Source organism: Streptacidiphilus sp. PB12-B1b (genome assembly GCF_014084125.1).
Taxonomy (GTDB): domain Bacteria; phylum Actinomycetota; class Actinomycetes; order Streptomycetales; family Streptomycetaceae; genus Streptacidiphilus.
This window is the reverse complement of record NZ_CP048405.1, coordinates 6277658-6294961: the sequence shown is the minus strand read 5'-3', so window position 1 is coordinate 6294961 and position 17304 is coordinate 6277658. Positions and strand designations below refer to the sequence as shown.

At 73.1% G+C, this 17304-nt stretch carries 13 protein-coding genes and 1 pseudogene; 11 read left to right on the top strand and 3 right to left on the bottom strand.

What is annotated here, in order from left to right:
- The first annotated feature begins 35 nt into the window (after nt 1–35).
- The 8 genes and pseudogenes from GXW83_RS27205 (at nt 36) to GXW83_RS27170 (ending at nt 11867) form a co-directional block, all read left to right on the top strand.
- A complete protein-coding gene (locus GXW83_RS27205; RefSeq protein ID WP_182445698.1) occupies nt 36–1481 on the top strand; it encodes an aldehyde dehydrogenase family protein in 1446 nt (481 codons plus the stop codon).
- A gap of 176 nt (nt 1482–1657) precedes the next feature.
- Nucleotides 1658–3652: an acyl-CoA dehydrogenase family protein gene (locus GXW83_RS27200; RefSeq protein WP_182445697.1), complete on the top strand. Its 1995-nt coding sequence runs from the start codon at nt 1658–1660 to the stop codon at nt 3650–3652.
- A gap of 124 nt (nt 3653–3776) precedes the next feature.
- Nucleotides 3777–6341 (top strand): protease pro-enzyme activation domain-containing protein, encoded by a 2565-nt coding sequence (locus tag GXW83_RS27195; protein ID WP_182445696.1) that lies wholly within the window; start codon nt 3777–3779, stop codon nt 6339–6341.
- 70 nt (nt 6342–6411) lie between these two features.
- A complete protein-coding gene (dxr, locus tag GXW83_RS27190) occupies nt 6412–7656 on the top strand; it encodes a 1-deoxy-D-xylulose-5-phosphate reductoisomerase (RefSeq protein ID WP_182445695.1) in 1245 nt (414 codons plus the stop codon).
- Nucleotides 7653–8962: pseudogene (locus GXW83_RS27185) on the top strand (RIP metalloprotease). The gene dxr and the pseudogene GXW83_RS27185 overlap by 4 nt, the downstream one beginning before the upstream one ends.
- A 147-nt stretch (nt 8963–9109) precedes the next feature.
- On the top strand, nt 9110–10270 hold the full coding sequence (gene ispG, locus GXW83_RS27180; protein ID WP_182445694.1) for a flavodoxin-dependent (E)-4-hydroxy-3-methylbut-2-enyl-diphosphate synthase: 1161 nt from the start codon (nt 9110–9112) through the stop codon (nt 10268–10270).
- 122 nt (nt 10271–10392) lie between these two features.
- Nucleotides 10393–11244 carry a DUF4081 domain-containing GNAT family N-acetyltransferase gene (locus tag GXW83_RS27175; RefSeq protein WP_225447282.1) on the top strand — a complete coding sequence of 284 codons (852 nt, stop codon included), beginning with the start codon at nt 10393–10395 and terminating at the stop codon, nt 11242–11244.
- Nucleotides 11245–11312: 68 nt separating this feature from the next.
- Entirely contained in the window at nt 11313–11867 is a 555-nt protein-coding gene (locus tag GXW83_RS27170) for a GNAT family N-acetyltransferase (protein WP_182445693.1), read from the top strand.
- Here GXW83_RS27170 and GXW83_RS27165 read toward each other — a convergent pair.
- The 3 genes from GXW83_RS27165 to GXW83_RS35460 form a co-directional block, all read right to left on the bottom strand.
- The gene (locus tag GXW83_RS27165) at nt 11822–13030 is read right to left on the bottom strand and encodes a sensor histidine kinase (protein ID WP_225447281.1); all 1209 of its coding nucleotides are present in this window, start codon (nt 13028–13030) and stop codon (nt 11822–11824) included. The genes GXW83_RS27170 and GXW83_RS27165 overlap by 46 nt on opposite strands.
- A gap of 38 nt (nt 13031–13068) precedes the next feature.
- Nucleotides 13069–14034, bottom strand: a complete 966-nt coding sequence (locus GXW83_RS27160) for an aminoglycoside phosphotransferase family protein (protein WP_182445692.1) — start codon at nt 14032–14034, stop codon at nt 13069–13071.
- A gap of 70 nt (nt 14035–14104) precedes the next feature.
- A complete protein-coding gene (locus GXW83_RS35460; RefSeq protein ID WP_370466787.1) occupies nt 14105–15124 on the bottom strand; it encodes a DUF4439 domain-containing protein in 1020 nt (339 codons plus the stop codon).
- Nucleotides 15125–15270: 146 nt separating this feature from the next.
- Between GXW83_RS35460 and rimP the strand changes: the two genes are divergently transcribed.
- The 3 genes from rimP to GXW83_RS27140 all read left to right on the top strand — a co-directional run bounded on the left by rimP (nt 15271) and on the right by GXW83_RS27140 (nt 17285).
- Nucleotides 15271–15855: a ribosome maturation factor RimP gene (gene rimP / locus GXW83_RS27150; protein ID WP_182445691.1), complete on the top strand. Its 585-nt coding sequence runs from the start codon at nt 15271–15273 to the stop codon at nt 15853–15855.
- Nucleotides 15856–15900: 45 nt separating this feature from the next.
- The gene (gene nusA / locus GXW83_RS27145; RefSeq protein WP_182445690.1) at nt 15901–16929 is read left to right on the top strand and encodes a transcription termination factor NusA; all 1029 of its coding nucleotides are present in this window, start codon (nt 15901–15903) and stop codon (nt 16927–16929) included.
- Nucleotides 16930–16994: 65 nt separating this feature from the next.
- Nucleotides 16995–17285, top strand: coding sequence for a YlxR family protein (locus GXW83_RS27140; RefSeq protein ID WP_182447590.1), 291 nt, complete (start codon nt 16995–16997; stop codon nt 17283–17285).
- Nucleotides 17286–17304 lie beyond the last annotated feature (19 nt).

The window sequence follows — 17304 nt, the reverse complement described above, 5'->3', positions numbered from 1 at the left end:
CCGGTCCGGGCGCAGCAGAAAGGCCGGTGACCTCGGTGACCAGCACCTACGCATTCTGGCTGGCCGGTCGGCAGGAACGCGGCACGGAGTCCTTCGAGGTCCGCCACCCCTGGGACGACCGTCTGGTCGGCACCGTCAGCGTCCCGACCGGGGCCCAGGTCGAGGAGGCCGTGGCCGCGGCCGTCGCCGTCGCGGACGAGTTCGCCGCCACCCCGGCGTACGTCCGCGCCGCCGCCCTGGACCACGTGGCCAAGCGGCTGACCGAGCGGACCGAGGAGCTGGCCCGGCTGATCACGGCCGAGAACGGCAAGCCGATCAAGTGGTCGCGCGGCGAGGTCGGCCGCGCGGCCTCGGTGTTCCGCTGGGCGGCCGAGGAGGCCCGGCGCTTCAACAGCGGCGAGGGCCAGCGGCTGGACACCGACGCGGGCGGCACCGGCCGCCTGGCGCTGACCCGGCGGTTCCCGCGCGGCGTGGTGCTCGGCATCGCGCCGTTCAACTTCCCGCTGAACCTGGTCGCCCACAAGGTCGCCCCGGCGATCGCGGTCGGCGCGCCGATCATCCTCAAGCCCGCCCCGGCCACGCCGCTGTCGGCACTGGTGCTGGGCGAGATCCTGGCCGAGACCGAGCTGCCGGCCGGCTCCTGGAGCGTGCTGACCGTCGGCAACGCGGACATGCCCGCGCTGGTCCAGGACAAGCGGCTGCCGGTGATCTCCTTCACCGGCTCGGACGTCGTCGGCTACCAGATCCTGGACTCGGTGCCGCGCAAGCACGTCACGCTGGAGCTGGGCGGCAACGCCGCGGCCGTGGTCCTCGCCGACTGGTCCTCCGAGGAGGACCTCGAGTGGGCCGCGACCCGCATCGCCACCTTCGCCAACTACCAGGGCGGCCAGTCCTGCATCTCGGTGCAGCGGGTCATCGCCGACGCCTCCGTCTACGACCGGCTGGTCGAGAAGGTCGTCGCCAAGGTCGGCGCGCAGGTCACCGGCGACCCCTCGGACGACGCGGTGGACGTGGGCCCGCTGGTCAACCAGGCCGCCGCCGAGCGCGTCGAGTCCTGGGTGGACGAGGCCGTCGCGGCCGGAGCCAAGCTGCTGACCGGCGGCGAGCGCAGCGGCGCGAGCTACGCGCCGACCGTGGTCACCGATGTGCCCGCCGGAGTCCGGCTGCACACCGAGGAGGTCTTCGGGCCGGTGCTGACGCTCCAGCGGGTGGACGGCACCGACGAGGCGTTCGCTTCGGTCAACGACTCCAAGTTCGGCCTGCAGGTGGGCGTGTTCACGCACGACGTGCAGACGGCGTTCCGGGCCCACCGGGAGTTGGAGGTCGGCGGCGTGATCATCGGCGACGCCCCCTCCTACCGCGCCGACCAGATGCCCTACGGCGGCGTCAAGGACTCCGGCGTGGGCCGCGAGGGTGTGGCGTACGCCATGGCCGACTACACCTACGAGCGGGTGCTGGTGCTGACCGGGCTGGCGCTGTAGCCGCAGGCGGCAGCAGCCGGAGACAGCGGACTGGGCAGCAGGATCCCGGGGCAGGAGCGCGGTAGGACCGTGCTCCGGCACCGGGATCCTGCTGTACGTCTGGTGATCTGTCAGTGACGGAGCGTACGGTCGAACCGATGGGAACCGGCCGGTAACTCACCGCGAGGTGGTGCTCCATGTCCACTGAACCCGCTGCTCCGAACGCTGCTGCTGCTCCGCACGCTGCTGCTTCCGCTCCCAAGGTCACCGAGCGGGAGGCCCGCCGGGTCGCCGAGGAGGCGCGCGAGCAGGACTGGCGCAGACCCAGCTTCGCCAAGGAGCTGTTCCTCGGTCGGTTCCGGCTGGACCTGATCCACCCGCACCCGCAGCCGGAGCCGGAGTCCGCGCGCACCGGCGAGGAGTTCCTGGCGCGGCTGTCGGAGTTCTGCGGGACCGGGATCGACGGCGCGCTGGTCGAGCGCGAGGCCCGGATCCCGGACGAGGTGGTCAAGGGGTTGCAGGAGCTGGGCGTCTTCGGCATGAAGATCGACCAGGAGTACGGCGGCCTGGGGCTGAGCCAGCTGTACTACAACCGGGCGCTGGCGCTGATCGGCAGCGTCAGCCCGGCGATCGGCGCCCTCGTCTCGGCGCACCAGTCCATCGGCGTCCCGCAGCCGCTGAAGCTGTTCGGCACGGCCGAGCAGAAGCAGCGCTTCCTGCCGCGCTGCGCCCGGACCGACATCAGCGCTTTCCTGCTGACCGAACCGGACGTCGGCAGCGACCCGGCCCGGCTGGCCACCGCCGCCGTGCCGACCGAGTCCGGCGACGCCTACCTCCTGGACGGCGTCAAGCTGTGGACCACCAACGGCGTGGTTGCGGACCTGCTGGTGGTGATGGCCCGGGTGCCGAAGTCCGAGGGGCACCGGGGCGGGATCACCGCCTTCGTGGTGGAGGCCGATTCGCCGGGGATCACCGTGGAGCACCGCAACGCCTTCATGGGGCTGCGCGGCCTGGAGAACGGCGTCACCCGCTTCCACCAGGTGCGGGTTCCGGCAGGGAACCGGATCGGGGCCGAGGGCGCCGGGCTGAGGATCGCCCTGACCACCCTCAACACCGGGCGGCTGTCGCTCCCGGCGATGTGCGCCGGCACCGGCAAGTGGTGCCTGCGGATCGCCCGCGAGTGGTCGGCCGCGCGCGAGCAGTGGGGCAAGCCGATCGCCGAGCACGAGGCGGTGGCGCAGAAGATCGCCTTCATCGCGGCCACCGCCTTCGCACTGGAAGCGGTGGTGGACCTCTCCAGCCAGATGGCGGACGAGGACCGCAACGACATCCGGATCGAGGCGGCGCTGGCCAAGCTCTACGGCTCGGAGATGGGCTGGCGGATCGCCGACGAGCTGGTGCAGATACGCGGCGGCCGGGGCTACGAGACGGCGGCCTCGCTGGCGGCGCGCGGCGAGCGGGCGGTCCCGGCCGAGCAGGTGCTGCGGGACATGCGGATCAACCGGATCTTCGAGGGCTCCACCGAGATCATGCACCTGCTGATCGCCCGGGAGGCCGTGGACGCGCACGTGAAGGTCGCCGGGGACCTGATCGAGCCGGAGGCGGACCTGAAACGCAAGGGCCGGGCAGCGGCGCGCGCCGGGGCCTTCTACGCCGGGTGGCTGCCCAAGCTGGCCGCCGGGCCCGGACAACTGCCGACCTCCTACCGGGAGTTCCACCCGTCCGGGCACGCCGACCTGTCCGGGCAGCTGCGCTTCGTCGAGCGCGGAGCGCGGCGGCTCGCCCGCTCGACCTTCTACGCCATGTCGCGCTGGCAGGGGCGGTTGGAGACCAAGCAGGGTTTCCTCGGCCGGATCGTGGACATCGGCGCGGAGCTGTTCGCCATGAGTGCGGTCTGCGTCCGGGCGGAGATGCTGCGCACCGCGCCCGGCGCCGACCCGCGGCAGGGGCGGGCGGCGTACGAACTGGCCGACCTGTTCTGCCGTCAGGCCCGGCTCAGGGTGGACGAGTTGTTCGACCGGCTGTGGAGCAGCACCGACGACCTGGACCGGCGGATCGCCCGACAGGTTGTCAACGGCCGCTACACCTGGCTGGAACAGGGCGTGCTCGACCCCTCGGGGGAGGGGCCGTGGATCGCGGACTCGACACCGGGGCCCTCCGGGGGCGAGGACGTCCACCGCAGCGTCCGCTGAGCGCAACGCGCGTCGACGGCCGGTACGATGCCCGACGACGTGCGACAAGAAGCTTGAACCACGGGGGAATGACGGGCTTCGCGGATCGTTTCCCCTGGTGTGTCCGGAGGAGAACAGGCGTCCAGTGAGCTACCCGCCCTACGGCCAGGAACCCCGGCAACCGCAGGGGAACCCACCGCCGCAGCCGCCGTACGGCCGGCCGCCGCAGCAACCGCCGCAGCAACCGCCGCAGCAACCGCCGTACGGCCGAGCGCCGTACGGCCACCCCCAGCAACCGCAACAGCCCCAGCAGCCCCAACAGCCGCAGCAGCAGCCGCCGTATGGGTACCCGCCGCAGGGGTACCCGCCGCCGCAGCCGCAGAACCCGTACGGCGCGCCGCCGCAGGGCTACCCGCAGCAGGGTTACCCGCAGGCGCCGCCGCAGTCGCAGAACCCGTATGTGCAGAATCCGTACGCCCAGCCGCCGGCCCCGCCCCGGCAGCAGCAGCCCCAGCCGCCGTACGGCGGCGGACCGGGCGGCCCCGGTGACGGTCCCGGCGGACCGGGCGGTTCCGGCGGTTCCGGCGGTTCCGGCAGCGGGCCGGGCGGTTCCGGCGGCGGTCGGCGCCGGGGCCGGGGCAAGGCGGTGGCGATCGCCGTGGTGCTGGCCGTGGTCGTCGGCGGCGGCGCGATAGCCGTGGCCAAGGACCACCACGGCGGCGGCTCCGGCACCGGCGGCACCGGCGGCGGCACCACGACCGCCCTGGCCGGCGGCAGCTCCTGGACCAAGCCCAGCTGGGCCACGCCCGCCGACGACCTGGGCCCGGCCGACCCGAACACCATCGTCACCGGCACCGTCTACTTCGCCAAGGCCTCGCCGGACAGCGTCACCCAGTACGCCGTGGCCGTCGGCACCCCCGGCAGCCCCGACTACCACCACTTCCTGACGCCGGCCGAGTTCCAGTCGCGCTTCGGCAGCCGCGCCGACGCCAGCCAGGCGGTGGTGGGCTGGGTGAAGCAGAACAACATGACGATCCTCTCCCAGGACAGCGAGTCGATCGTGGTGCGCACCACCGTCGGCAAGGTCAACTCCGTGCTGAAGATCCGGATCGACCGGTTCCGGCACGACGGCCGGGTGGACCTGTCCACCACCTCGCAGCCGCAGTACCCGGCGGACATCGGCGCGTACATCTCCAGCGTCACCGGTCTGACCACCACCAGCCCGGTCACCCCGTCGATCAGCGCCGACACCCGGAAGAGGGTCTCCGCCTCGGCCGCCGCACTGAAGGCCATGCTCGGCTCCGGTTCGGCCTTCGCCGCCGACGGCAGGGACCGCCCCGCCGACAGCAGCGAGCTCAAGTGCAGCCAGTACTACGGCCAGGTCCAGGCCGGCGGCTACCCGGCCGGCCCGGGCGGCGGCGGCACCCCGCCGATGGACGTCTGCGGCTACAACCCGGACCAGCTGCGCAGCGCCTACGGGGTCGAGGCCAGCGGGCTCACCGGCCAGGGCGTGACCATCGCCGTGGTCGACGCCTTCGCCTCGCCGACGATCGTCTCCGACGTCGCCAAGTACGACAGCGAGGCCGGTCTGCCGCCGCTGCAGCTCACCCAGCACATCCCCGCGCACTTCGCCTCCGGCAGCACCGCCGGCGGCGCCCAGGGCTGGTACGGCGAGGAGACGCTGGACATCGAGGCTGTGCACGCCATGGCCCCGGACGCCAAGATCGTCTACTACGCGGCGCAGTCGGACAACTCCGCCGACCTGGACGCGCCGTTGCAGACCATCGTCCAGGCCCACTCCGCCGACCTGGTGACCTGCTCCTGGGGCGAGCCGGAGAACGCCGGGGACAAGGCCAACCTCCAGGCCGAGACCCAGATCTTCGAGCAGGGCGCGGCCGAGGGCATCACCTTCAACTTCTCCACCGGCGACAGCGGCGACTTCACCGCCGGCCAGGACCCGTCCAGCTCGCCCACGGTCAACGAGCCCGCCGACAACCCCTTCGCCACCGGCGTCGGCGGCACCACCCTGGGCATAGGCCAGCAGGGCCAGTACCAGTGGGAGACCGGCTGGGGCGATGTGAAGTACACCTTCCACGACGGCGCCTGGTCGACCGGCAGCGGCACCTTCGACGGCGCCGGGGGCGGCGGCATGAGTGCGATGTTCGCGCAGCCGCCGTACCAGAAGGGCGTGGTGCCCGACGCGCTGTCCACGCCGTCCGGCTCCGGGCAGGCCCACCGCGAGCTGCCGGACGTGGCCATGCTGGCCTCCCCGACGACGCCGTTCCTGGTCGGCCAGAGCAGCGGCAAGGTCACCTCGCACGCCAGCAGCGACGGTCAGGGCGTCGTCTACTCCGAGCGCGACGCCACCTTCGGCATCGACGCGGTCGGCGGCACCAGCCTGGCCAGTCCGCTGTTCACCGGCATGGAGGCGCTGGCGATCCAGGCGGCCGGCCAGCCGCTGGGCTTCGCCGACCCCGACCTGTACAAGCTGTACGGCAGCTCGGAGTTCCATGACGTCCTGCCGGCGCCTGCGGCGCTGGGGCACGAGCCCGACCAGGTCGCGCCGGACGCCGACGGTGATCCGGTGCTGCTGGTCGGCGACCGCGACACCTCGCTCAGGACCACCCAGGGGTATGACGACGTCACCGGCATCGGCAGCCCCACCCAGGCGTTCCTGACCTGGTTCAAGGACCACCCGGACGGCGGCTGACGCCCCCGCGCCGCCGCCCCGGCCCGCCGGGGCGGCGGCTCTGCCCGCGCGGCAGGCCACAATGGTTCCCATGGACTCTCTCGCCGACCCGCACCTGCGGTTCGAACCCGTCGTCAGCGACCCCACCGGCCCGCGCGAGCTGGTGATCCTCGGCTCCACCGGCTCCATCGGCACCCAGGCCATCGACGTCGTGCTGCGCAATCCGGACCGCTTCCGCGTGGTCGCCCTGTCCGCCGCCGGCGGGCGGGTGGAGCTGCTGGCCGAGCAGGCGCTGCGGCTGGGCGTGGGCACGGTCGCGGTGGCCCGGCCCGAAGCGGTGGAGCCGCTGCGGGCGGCGCTGGCGGCCAAGGCCGCCGCCGGGCAGCCGCTGCCGGAGATCCTGGCCGGGCCGGACGCGGCGACGGAGCTGGCCGGGGCGGCGTGCCACTCGGTGCTGAACGGCATCACCGGCTCGATCGGCCTGGCGCCGACCCTGGCCGCGCTGTCGGCCGGGCGGGTGCTGGTGCTGGCCAACAAGGAGTCGCTGATCGTCGGCGGGCCGCTGGTGAAGGCCGTCGCCGCGCCCGGGCAGATCGTCCCGGTCGACTCCGAGCACGCCGCGCTGTTCCAGGCGCTGATGGGCGGCGCCCGGCGGGAGGTGCGCCGGCTGGTGGTCACCGCCAGCGGCGGGCCGTTCCGCGGCCGCACCCGCGAGCAGCTGGCCGGGGTCACCCCGGCGGACGCACTGGCGCACCCCACCTGGGACATGGGCCCGGTCGTCACCATCAACTCGGCGACCCTGGTCAACAAGGGCCTGGAGGTGATCGAGGCGCACCTGCTCTACGACATCCCGTTCGAGCGGATCGAGGTCGTGGTCCATCCGCAGTCCGTCATCCACTCGATGGTGGAGTTCACCGACGGCTCCACGCTGGCCCAGGCCAGCCCGCCGGACATGCGGATGCCGATCTCGCTGGGCCTGGGCTGGCCCGAGCGGGTGCCCGACGCCGCCCCCGGCTGCGACTGGACCAAGGCCGCGACCTGGGAGTTCTTCCCGCTGGACACCGACGCCTTCCCCTCCGTCGGGCTGGCCCGCGAGGTCGGCGCGATGGGCGGCACCGCCCCCGCCGTGTTCAACGCCGCCAACGAGGAGTGCGTCGACGCGTTCCTCGCGGGGCGGCTGCCGTTCACAGGCATCGTGGATACGGTGGCCAAGGTGGTCGCCGAACACGGCACTCCGGACCGGGGAACCCCGCTGACCCTGGAGGACGTCCTGGCTGCGGAGACCTGGGCCCGCGCCACCACGGCGGCGTACATGAGGGAAGAGGGTGGCCGATGACGGCGCTCATGACGGTGATCGGCATTGTGATCTTCGCGCTGGGACTGCTGGTCTCGATCGCGTGGCACGAGCTGGGTCACCTCACCTGGGCCAAGCTTTTCAAGATCCGCGTGCCCCAGTACATGGTCGGCTTCGGCCCGACCATCTGGTCGCGGAAGCGGGGCGAGACCGAGTACGGCATCAAGGCCATCCCGATGGGCGGCTACATCCGCATGATCGGGATGTTCCCCCGGGGGCGGACGGCAGGGTCGCCGCCCGCAGCAGCTCGCCCTGGCGCAGCATGATCGAGGACGCCCGCGAGCAGTCGTACGAGGAGCTGCTGCCCGGCGACGAGGAGCGGCTGTTCTACACCCGCAAGCCGTGGCAGCGGGTGATCGTCATGTTCGGCGGCCCGTTCATGAACCTGATCCTGGCGTTCGGGCTGTTCCTGGTGCTGTTCATGGGCTTCGGCCAGCCCACCCCGGTGCCCACCGTGCAGAGCGTCTACCAGTGCGTGGTCAGCGCCACCGACACCGCCGCCACCAGCAGCACCTGCCCGGCCGGAGCCAAGCACACCCCGGCCTACGACGCGGGCATCAGGCCCGGCGACACCATCGTCTCCTTCGCCGGGCACCCGATCAGCGACTACGACCAGCTCCAGGGCTACATCCGGGACTCGGCCGACAAGTCCGTGCCGATCGTGGTCAGCCGCGACGGCAAGCAGCTCACCCTGAACGCCTCCATCGTCAGCAACAAGCTCTACGGGCTGGACTCCGGCGGCAACCCCACCGACAAGACCGTCGAGGCCGGGTTCCTCGGCATCGTCCCGCAGGAGCCGACCATCGGCCTCGGCTTCGGCGCGACCATGGACAAGATGGGCGGCCTGGCGTCGTCCAGCGTCAAGTCCGTCGTCTCGCTGCCCTCGAAGATCCCCGCGCTGTGGGACTCCGCCTTCGACGGCGCGCCGCGCAACGCCGACCAGCCGGTGGGCATCGTCGGCGTGGCCCGGGTCGGCGGCGACGTCTTCGCCGCCAAGGCCCCCCTGGTCGACAAGCTCGCCACCGAGATCTCGCTGCTGGCCGGCCTCAACCTGTCGCTGTTCCTGCTGAACATGCTGCCGCTGCTGCCGCTGGACGGCGGCCACATCGCCGGCGCGCTGTGGGAGGCCATGCGCCGCAACGCGGCCCGGGTGTTCCGCCGCCCCGACCCGGGACCGTTCGACGTCGCCAAGCTCATGCCGCTGGCCTACGTGGTCGCCGGGGTGTTCCTCTGCTTCACCGTGCTGGTCATGATCGCGGACGTGGTGAACCCGGTCAGACTGGGCTGACCGCGCCCCGGCCGCGCCCCGCCGGAGTTCGGCGGGGGCGGCCCTGTGGCGTACGGTTGTGCTGGGAGTGCTGGGGCCTGTCCGGCGCTCCCGGTCGCCCGGGACAGCCGGTCGGACCGCCGCCTCACCTTGGGGAACACACCAGAGATGACCGCGATCTCGCTCGGAATGCCGTCCGCTCCGCTCAAGCCGCTCGCTGTGCGGCGGAAGAGTCGTCAGATCATGGTCGGCAGTGTGCCGGTGGGTGGGGATGCGCCGATCTCGGTGCAGTCGATGACGACGACGTTGACCTCGGATGTCAATGCGACGTTGCAGCAGATCGCGGAGCTGACGGCGTCGGGGTGCCAGATCGTGCGGGTGGCGTGCCCGTCGCAGGACGATGCGGATGCGTTGGCGACGATTGCGCGCAAGTCGCAGATCCCGGTGATCGCGGACATTCACTTCCAGCCGAAGTACGTGTTCGCGGCGATCGACGCGGGGTGTGCGGCGGTGCGGGTGAATCCGGGGAACATCCGGCAGTTCGACGACAAGGTGAAGGAGATCGCCAAGGCGGCGTCGGATGCGGGGGTGCCGATCCGGATCGGGGTGAATGCGGGGTCGTTGGACCGGCGGCTGCTGGAGAAGTACGGGAAGGCGACGCCGGAGGCGTTGGTGGAGTCGGCGCTGTGGGAGTGCTCGTTGTTCGAGGAGCACGGGTTCCGGGACATCAAGATCTCGGTGAAGCACAACGATCCGGTGGTGATGATCGCGGCGTACCGGTTGCTGGCGGCGTCGTGCGACTATCCGCTGCACCTGGGGGTGACCGAGGCGGGTCCGGCGTTCCAGGGGACGATCAAGTCGGCGGTGGCGTTCGGGGCGCTGCTGGCGGAGGGGATCGGGGACACGATCCGGGTGTCGCTGTCGGCTCCGCCGGCGGAGGAGATCAAGGTGGGGAACCAGATCCTGGAGTCGTTGAACCTGCGGCAGCGGGGGTTGGAGATCGTGTCGTGCCCGTCGTGCGGGCGGGCGCAGGTGGATGTGTACAAGCTGGCGGAGGAGGTCACCGCGGGGCTTGAGGGGATGGAGGTGCCGTTGCGGGTGGCGGTGATGGGCTGTGTGGTGAACGGTCCGGGTGAGGCACGGGAGGCGGATCTGGGGGTGGCGTCGGGCAACGGCAAGGGGCAGATCTTCGTCAAGGGCGAGGTGGTCAAGACCGTGCCCGAGTCCAAGATCGTGGAGACGCTGATCGAGGAGGCGCTCAAGATCGCCGAGGAGATGCAGGCGGCCGGAGTCCCCTCGGGCGAGCCCCTGGTCAACGTCAGCGAGTAGCCCCCGGCGCACGGCTGCGGGAGCCGCCCCGGACTCCCGGCGACCCGCCCGGATCCTGACGCGCGGCGGATCCCGCAGCCCCGCCCCCTTGCCCTGTGGGCGGCAAAGGGTAGTGTGCGTCCGTGCTCAGCAGTGCGGTGACGTCCACCCGGGTCCTGGAGGCCGACGACCTCCCGGCCGCCCTTGAGGTGCTCGACCGCGATCCCATCGCCAACTCCTTCGTCGCCGCCCGCGTCGCCGTCGCCGGGCTGGACTCCTGGCGGCTCGGCGGGGAGATGTGGGGCTGGTTCGACGGCGGACGCCTGGAGGCCCTCTGCTACGCCGGGGCCAACCTGGTGCCGCTCAGCGCCGGCCCCGAGGCCGCGCGGGCCTTCGCCGAACGCGCCCGCCGCCAGGGCCGCCGCTGCTCCTCCATCGTCGGCCCGGCCGACTCCACCGGTGAGCTGTGGTCCCGGCTGGAGCCGCACTGGGGCCCCGCCCGCGAGGTCCGGCCCAACCAGCCGCTGATGGCGACCTGGGAGCCCTCCACCGAGATCGCCCCCGATCCGCGGGTCCGCCAGGTCCGCCGGGACGAGATGGACCTGCTGCTGCCCGCCTGCGTGGCCATGTTCACCGAGGAGGTCGGCGTCTCCCCGCTGGCCGGGGACGGCGGCCTGCACTACCGCGCCCGGGTGGCCGAACTGGTGAGCACCGGGCGCGCCTTTGCCCGCTTCGAGGCCGGGAAGGTCGTCTTCAAGGCCGAGATCGGCGCGGTCACCGCCCGCGCCTGCCAGGTGCAGGGCGTCTGGGTGGAGCCCGGGCACCGCGGCCGGGGCCACTCCGAGAGCGGCATGGCGGCCGTCGTCGAGTACGCGCTGCGCGAGGTCGCCCCGGTGGTCAGCCTGTACGTCAACGACTTCAACACCGTGGCCCGGGCCGCCTACCGCCGCGTCGGCTTCTCCGAGATCGGCGCCTTCATGAGCGTGCTGTTCTGAACCGCCGCCGCCCGCCCCGGGCGCGGGAGACTGTCCGCCCCGGGGCCGAACGGGTAGCGTCCCCACCCATGGACGACGTCACGATCGAGCCCTTCGACCTCGCCGGGCGGGCCACCGAGGCCCTGGCGGTCCAGGCCGCCGCCTTCGGGCTGTCCGGCGAGGAGGTCGCCGTCCGCCTGCAGATCGTCGGACGCCATGCGCTGGTGCCCGGCGTCCGGGCCTTCGGCGCGGTGGCCCGCAGTCGGCCCAGAAGCGCCGGGCAGCTGGTCGGCTTCGCCTACGGGATGCCCAACGACCGCGCGCACTGGTGGAGTTCGGTGATCGAGCCGTACCTGGAGGCGAACGGCCACGGCCTCTGGCTGGACCAGTCCTTCGCCGTCACCGAGTTGCACGTGCACCCCGACTACCAGGGTCTGGGCTTCGGCCGGCGGCTGATCAGCACGCTGTGCGCGGGCACCAGCCTGCCCCGGTCGATCCTGTCCGCAGTGGACCACGACACGCCCGCCCGCACGCTCTACCGCTCGCTGGGCTACCAGGACCTGGCCCGCCGGGTGATGTTCCCCAACACACCTGTGCCCTATGCGGTGATGGGCGCCCCGCTGCCGTTCCCGCCGCGTCCCTGAGCCGGCGGCAGCGCCTGCGCGGGGGAGCGCACGGGCAGCGTCGCCAGCAGCCTGAAGCCCGCCCCGGACGGCCCGGCCTCCAGCGTCCCCCCGGCGGCCGACAGCCGCTCGGCCAGGCCGCGCAGCCCGTTGCCGCTCACGCCCTCGCCCTCGTCCGCGCTCCCGCCCGCGCCCCGGCCGTCGTCGCTGATGCTCAGCCGGACCGGGTCGGCGCCGCGCTCCAGCACGATCTCGCAGCGCCCGGCACCGCTGTGCCGCACCACGTTGGTCACGCCCTCGCGGACGATCCACGCCAGCAGGCTCTCGGCCTGCGCGGGCAGCGGCGGCCCCGACTCGGTGACCACCGGCTCGATCCGGGCGGCCCCCAGCAGCGAGCGGGCCCGGTCCAGCTCCTCGGCCAGGCCGGTCTCCCGGTAGCCGCTGACCGCCTCGCGGATCTCGGCCAGCGCCTTGCGGCTGATCTCCTCGATCGAGGCGGCCTGTGCGGCCGCCGCCTCCGGATCGCGCACCGCCAGCCGGCGCACCGCCTCGGCCTTGATGGCCACCACCGACATGGTGTGCCCCAGCAGGTCGTGCAGATCCCGGCTGAAGCGCAGCCGCTCGTCGGCGACGGCGACCCGGGCCAGCTCCCGCCGGGTCTCCTTGAGCTGCGCCACCACGTTGAACAGCTTCAGCATGACGAAGACGATCGCCCCCGCCAGCAGGCAGCTGTAGGCGGTGCTGAGGATCTCGGAGGTGGATTCCCCGCGCATGTAGGCGGTGAACATGCCCAGCGCGGTCACGCCCAGGATGCCCGCCGGGCCGCCCCGGCTCGGCACCACCACCGCGCACACCACCGACAGCAGCGCGTACAGCACCAGCGCGTGCGGCAGCGAGCCGGCCAGGGCGCCGGTGACCGGGACCATCAGCAGCGCCAGCGCGACCGGCAGCCGGCCGTCCTGCAGCCGGGGCATGAAGCTGACGAGGACGGTGCCGCAGTACAGCAGCGCGAACACGCCCAGCCCGGCGAGCGCCGCCATGGGGCGCGGATAGCCGCCGTGCTGCACACCCGAGGCCGGGCCGAGCACCAGCAGCACCCAGGGCAGCAGCGCGTACTGGTTGAAGCCGTTCAGCTTCTCGATCTCGGCGTCGCTCACTGATGTGCGGCGGGGACGGCCGGCCACGGGCGGGTCCTCTCGAACAGGACGAAGGGTCACGGGGGTTACACCATGGCGGCGAACTCCAGGTACAGCTCGGCTGACCCAGTATCGCCGACGCCCAGACTCCACAGCCCGGCCTCCACCGTGCGGAACAGCGTCCAGCCGCGCAGCCGTTCGCGGTCCACCTCGACCGCGTCGGACAGCCGTTGCAGCCTGCGCCGGGCGGCGGACTGGGGTCCGGGCCCACCGGCGAGGGTATCGAGGCGGTCCTGCGCCAGCCAAGCAAGATCGTACGCACGTTCCCCGACCAGTGGTTTGGGATCGATGGCCAGCCACGGCGAACGGTCCGCGGCGAGCACGTTGCCGTGGTGGAAGTCACCGTGCAGCAGCACCTGTTCGGGCTGCCCGGCCAGCAGCCCGGCGGCGGTCTCCAGCGCCTCTTCCACCAGCGGCAGCGCCTGCGCCGCGCCCGGCAGCGACCGCCGGGCCCGCGCCTGCTCGACGAGCCCGGCCACGTGGTCGGCGAGCAGGGTGAACGGGTGCTCCGGCGGCGGAGCCACCCAGAGCCGTTGCAGCACCCCGGCCGCCTCCAGCATCGCCCGGCTCTCGGTCAGCGAGCGCAGCGGGATCTCCCCGTGCAGTCGCTCCAGCAGCAGCGCGCCCTGCCCGGGAGCGGCCGCCAGCAGCCGGACCGCGCCGCGCCCGTCCCAGTGCGCCAGCGCCGCGTGCTCCTGCGCCGACTCCGGCGAGGGCAGGCCCAGCTTCAGCACGGCCGGCGCGCCGTCGGCGCGGCGCACGTACACGATCAGGCTGACCTGCCCGCCGGGCTCGAGGACCCGCTCCACGGTCAGCTGCCAGCGCTCCAGCGCGCCCGCGACCAGCCCCGGCAGCGACTCCAGCCAGGCCGCGCCCCGCTCGCCCTCCCACGCCCGCACGGTCTCCCGCAGCTGTTGCGGGATCACCAGGCCCTGCGCTGCGGACTGCTCGACGGGCCAATGCTCGGTGGACGACTGCTCGGTGGACGACATGCCGGCCCTTCGTTCGTACGCTCCCGTGGCGGTGCTGAACCATTGTGCGGCGCAGTCGGTCCGCGGACGGTCAGTGCGGCGCGCCGCGCTCCGGCAGGCCGGGGAAGGCGCTGGCGGTGCCGCTCCAGGCCAGCGCGTCCAGCGCCGCCCGCCGCAGCGCCGAGGCCAGCGCCGTCCGCAGCCCCGCCGTGGTGGCCTGGACACCGTTGGCGTAGACGACGGCCAGCCGGTCCTCCAGCAGCGCGGCCAGCCGGAGCGCGGCGGCCCGGCCGCCGACCGGGAACGGCAGCTCGTAGCCGGGGGCGGCGGCTGCCGGGGTGGCCGGGGCGGAGCTGATCCGCTGCTGCAACGCGGCGCCCCGGGCCTGGTGGGCGGCCATGGCGGCGGCGGCCCGGGCCCGGTCGTCCCCCGCCAGCTGCGCCCCTATCACCCCGTAGCCGTAGACGGCGGCGTTCTCGGCGGCCAGCGCGGCCTGCAGCGCGGCCAGCGCGGCGGCGGTCAGCGGGCCGCGCGCGGGCAGCGGCTCGGCGGCGGGGGCGCTGCCGCCGAGCAGCACCGCGTGCTGCGCGCCGCAGGCGGCGGCCGAGGCGATCAGCCGGGCCAGCGCGGGGGAGGCGGCGGCCAGGTCCGCGCCGCGCGCCTCGGCGGTGGCCCGCTCGGCGGCGGCCAGCGCCGCCGCGTCGGGGGCGGGTGCCGCCGAGCCGGTGGTGGCGGGGGTCGCGCTCGCTGTCGGGGTGGCGGTGGGGGTGTGCCTGGGCGTTGGCGTGGCAGAGGGTGTGGGTGCCGCCGGTGCCGGGCTGCCGAAGGCGGTGAGCTGGGCCGCCAGCTGGGCCCGCAGCGGGCGCAGGGTGGCTGCCAGCGCCGGGCCGGCCGAGGCCAGCGCGGCGTCGTACCGGGCGGCCAGCGCCTCCGTGGACCGCAGCTCGCGTGCGCGTACGGCGGTGTCCGGGTCGGTCTCGGCGGTGGTCCGGGCCCGGCGGCCGGAGCGCGGGCCGCCGTCCGACGGCGCGCCGCAGGCGGTCAGCAGGCCGAGCATCCCGGCGCCGAGCAGGGCGCGGCGGCGTACGGGGGCAGGGGGGAGCGTGGTCACGATCACGGACGCTACCGCCTGCCGTCGCGGCCCGGTCCACGGGCTCCGGAACTGGCCGAATCGGCGTATGGGCCCAGTTGCGGATAGGCTGGCCCCGTTCTTTGCGACCTACAGACAACAGCACACGCGGCCGAGGAGTCACCCGGATGACCACCACCCAGAACGATCGGCTGCAGGTGCTGCTGGAACCACTGGCCGCCACGGCAGGCGTGGACCTGGAAGCCGTCACCCTGAGCAAGGTCGGCGGGAGCCGTGTGCTGGACGTGGTCGTGGACGCCGACGGGGGCATCGATCTCGACCTGGTCGCCGACCTCAGCCGGGCCTTCGGCGAGGCGCTGGACAGCCCCGAGGGCACGGCCGTGCTGGGCGAGTCCGAGTACCGCCTGGAGGTCGGCTCCCCGGGCGTGGACCGCCTGCTGACGCTGCCCCGCCACTGGCGTCGGGCGCGTACCCGCCTGGTCAAGGCGCAGCTGGGCACCGGCGCTGAGGTCGTCGGCCGGGTGCTGGAGGCCGACGACGAGGGCGTGCTGCTGGAGATCCCGCCGGTCAAGGGCCGGGGCAAAGCCACCGAGCGGCGGCTGGAGTTCGCCGGGATCGCCAAGGCCCGGGTTCAGGTCGAGTTCAACCGCAAGGGCGACGACGCCGAGCCGGCCGACGAGGACATCACGGACGTCGAGGACGCTGACGGCGTCGATGATGCTGACGGCACCGGGGACGACGCCGAGGCGTAGGCAGTACCGACCACTGTAAGAAGAGAAAGAAGAGGAGGCGTAGCCGTGGACATCGATATGAGTGCCCTGCGCAGGTTGGTGCAGGAACGGGAGATCAAGTTCGACCTGCTGGTACAGGCGATCGAGTCGGCCCTCCTCATTGCGTACCACCGCACTGAGGGCTCCCGGCGCAGTGCCCGCGTGGAGCTGAACCGCGAGACCGGGCACGTCACGGTGTGGGCCAAGGAGGAGGCGGACGAGGTCGCCGAGGGGGCGACCCCGCGCGAGTTCGACGACACCCCCGGCGGCTTCGGCCGGATCGCGGCCAGCACCGCCAAGCAGGTCATCCTGCAGCGGCTGCGCGACGCCGAGGAGGAGCTGACCTTCGGCGAGTACGCCGGGCGCGAGGGCGACATCGTCACCGGTGTGGTGCAGCAGGGCAAGGACCCCAAGAACGTCCTGGTCGACATCGGCAAGATCGAGGCGATCCTGCCGGCCCAGGAGCAGGTGCCGGGCGAGGACTACAAGCACGGGCTGCGGCTCAAGTGCTACGTCGTGGCCGTGCGCCGCGGTGTGCGCGGGCCCTCGGTGACGCTCTCGCGCACCCACCCCAACCTGGTCCGCCAGCTGTTCGCGCTGGAGGTCCCGGAGATCGCGGACGGCTCGGTGGAGATCGCCGCCATCGCCCGCGAGGCCGGATTCCGCAGCAAGATCGCGGTGTGGACCGGCAAGTCCGGGCTGAACGCCAAGGGCGCCTGCATCGGCCCGATGGGCGGCCGGGTGCGCGCGGTCATGGCCGAGCTGCTCGGCGAGAAGATCGACATCGTCGACTGGTCGGACGACCCGGCGGAGATGGTCGCCAACGCCCTGTCCCCCGCACGGGTGACCCGGGTGGAGATCGTCGACTACGACTCCCGGTCGGCCCGGGTGACCGTGCCCGACTACCAGCTGTCGCTGGCCATCGGCAAGGAGGGCCAGAACGCCCGCCTGGCCGCGCGCCTCACCGGATGGCGGATCGACATCCGCCCGGACGTCGAGTCCTCCGGCGGCGACGCAGCCCGCCCCGACAGCGGCCGTTCCGAGGGCCGCGGCTGAGCCCTGCCGGGCCTCGTCCGGATAACGGGTTCGAAGCGATGACCAACAGAGGGGTAGACTTGAGCGTGTCTGGCCGGACGCGTGACCGATCATGCCCGGAACGCACCTGCGTAGGGTGTCGGAAACGCGCGGCCAAACATGATCTGCTGCGTGTGACGGTGGTCGAGGACGTCTGCGTCCCCGATCCCCGGGGCACGCTGCCCGGCCGGGGCGCACATCTGCACCCCGCGCCGGACTGCCTCGACCTGGCGCTGCGCCGCCGGGCTTTCCTGCGGGCGTTCCGCCTGCAGGGCCCGCTCGACACCGCGGCACTCCAGCGGTATGTCGAGGCGCTGTCCGTGGCGGGGCAACCGTAGGACACCCCACCGGGCGCCT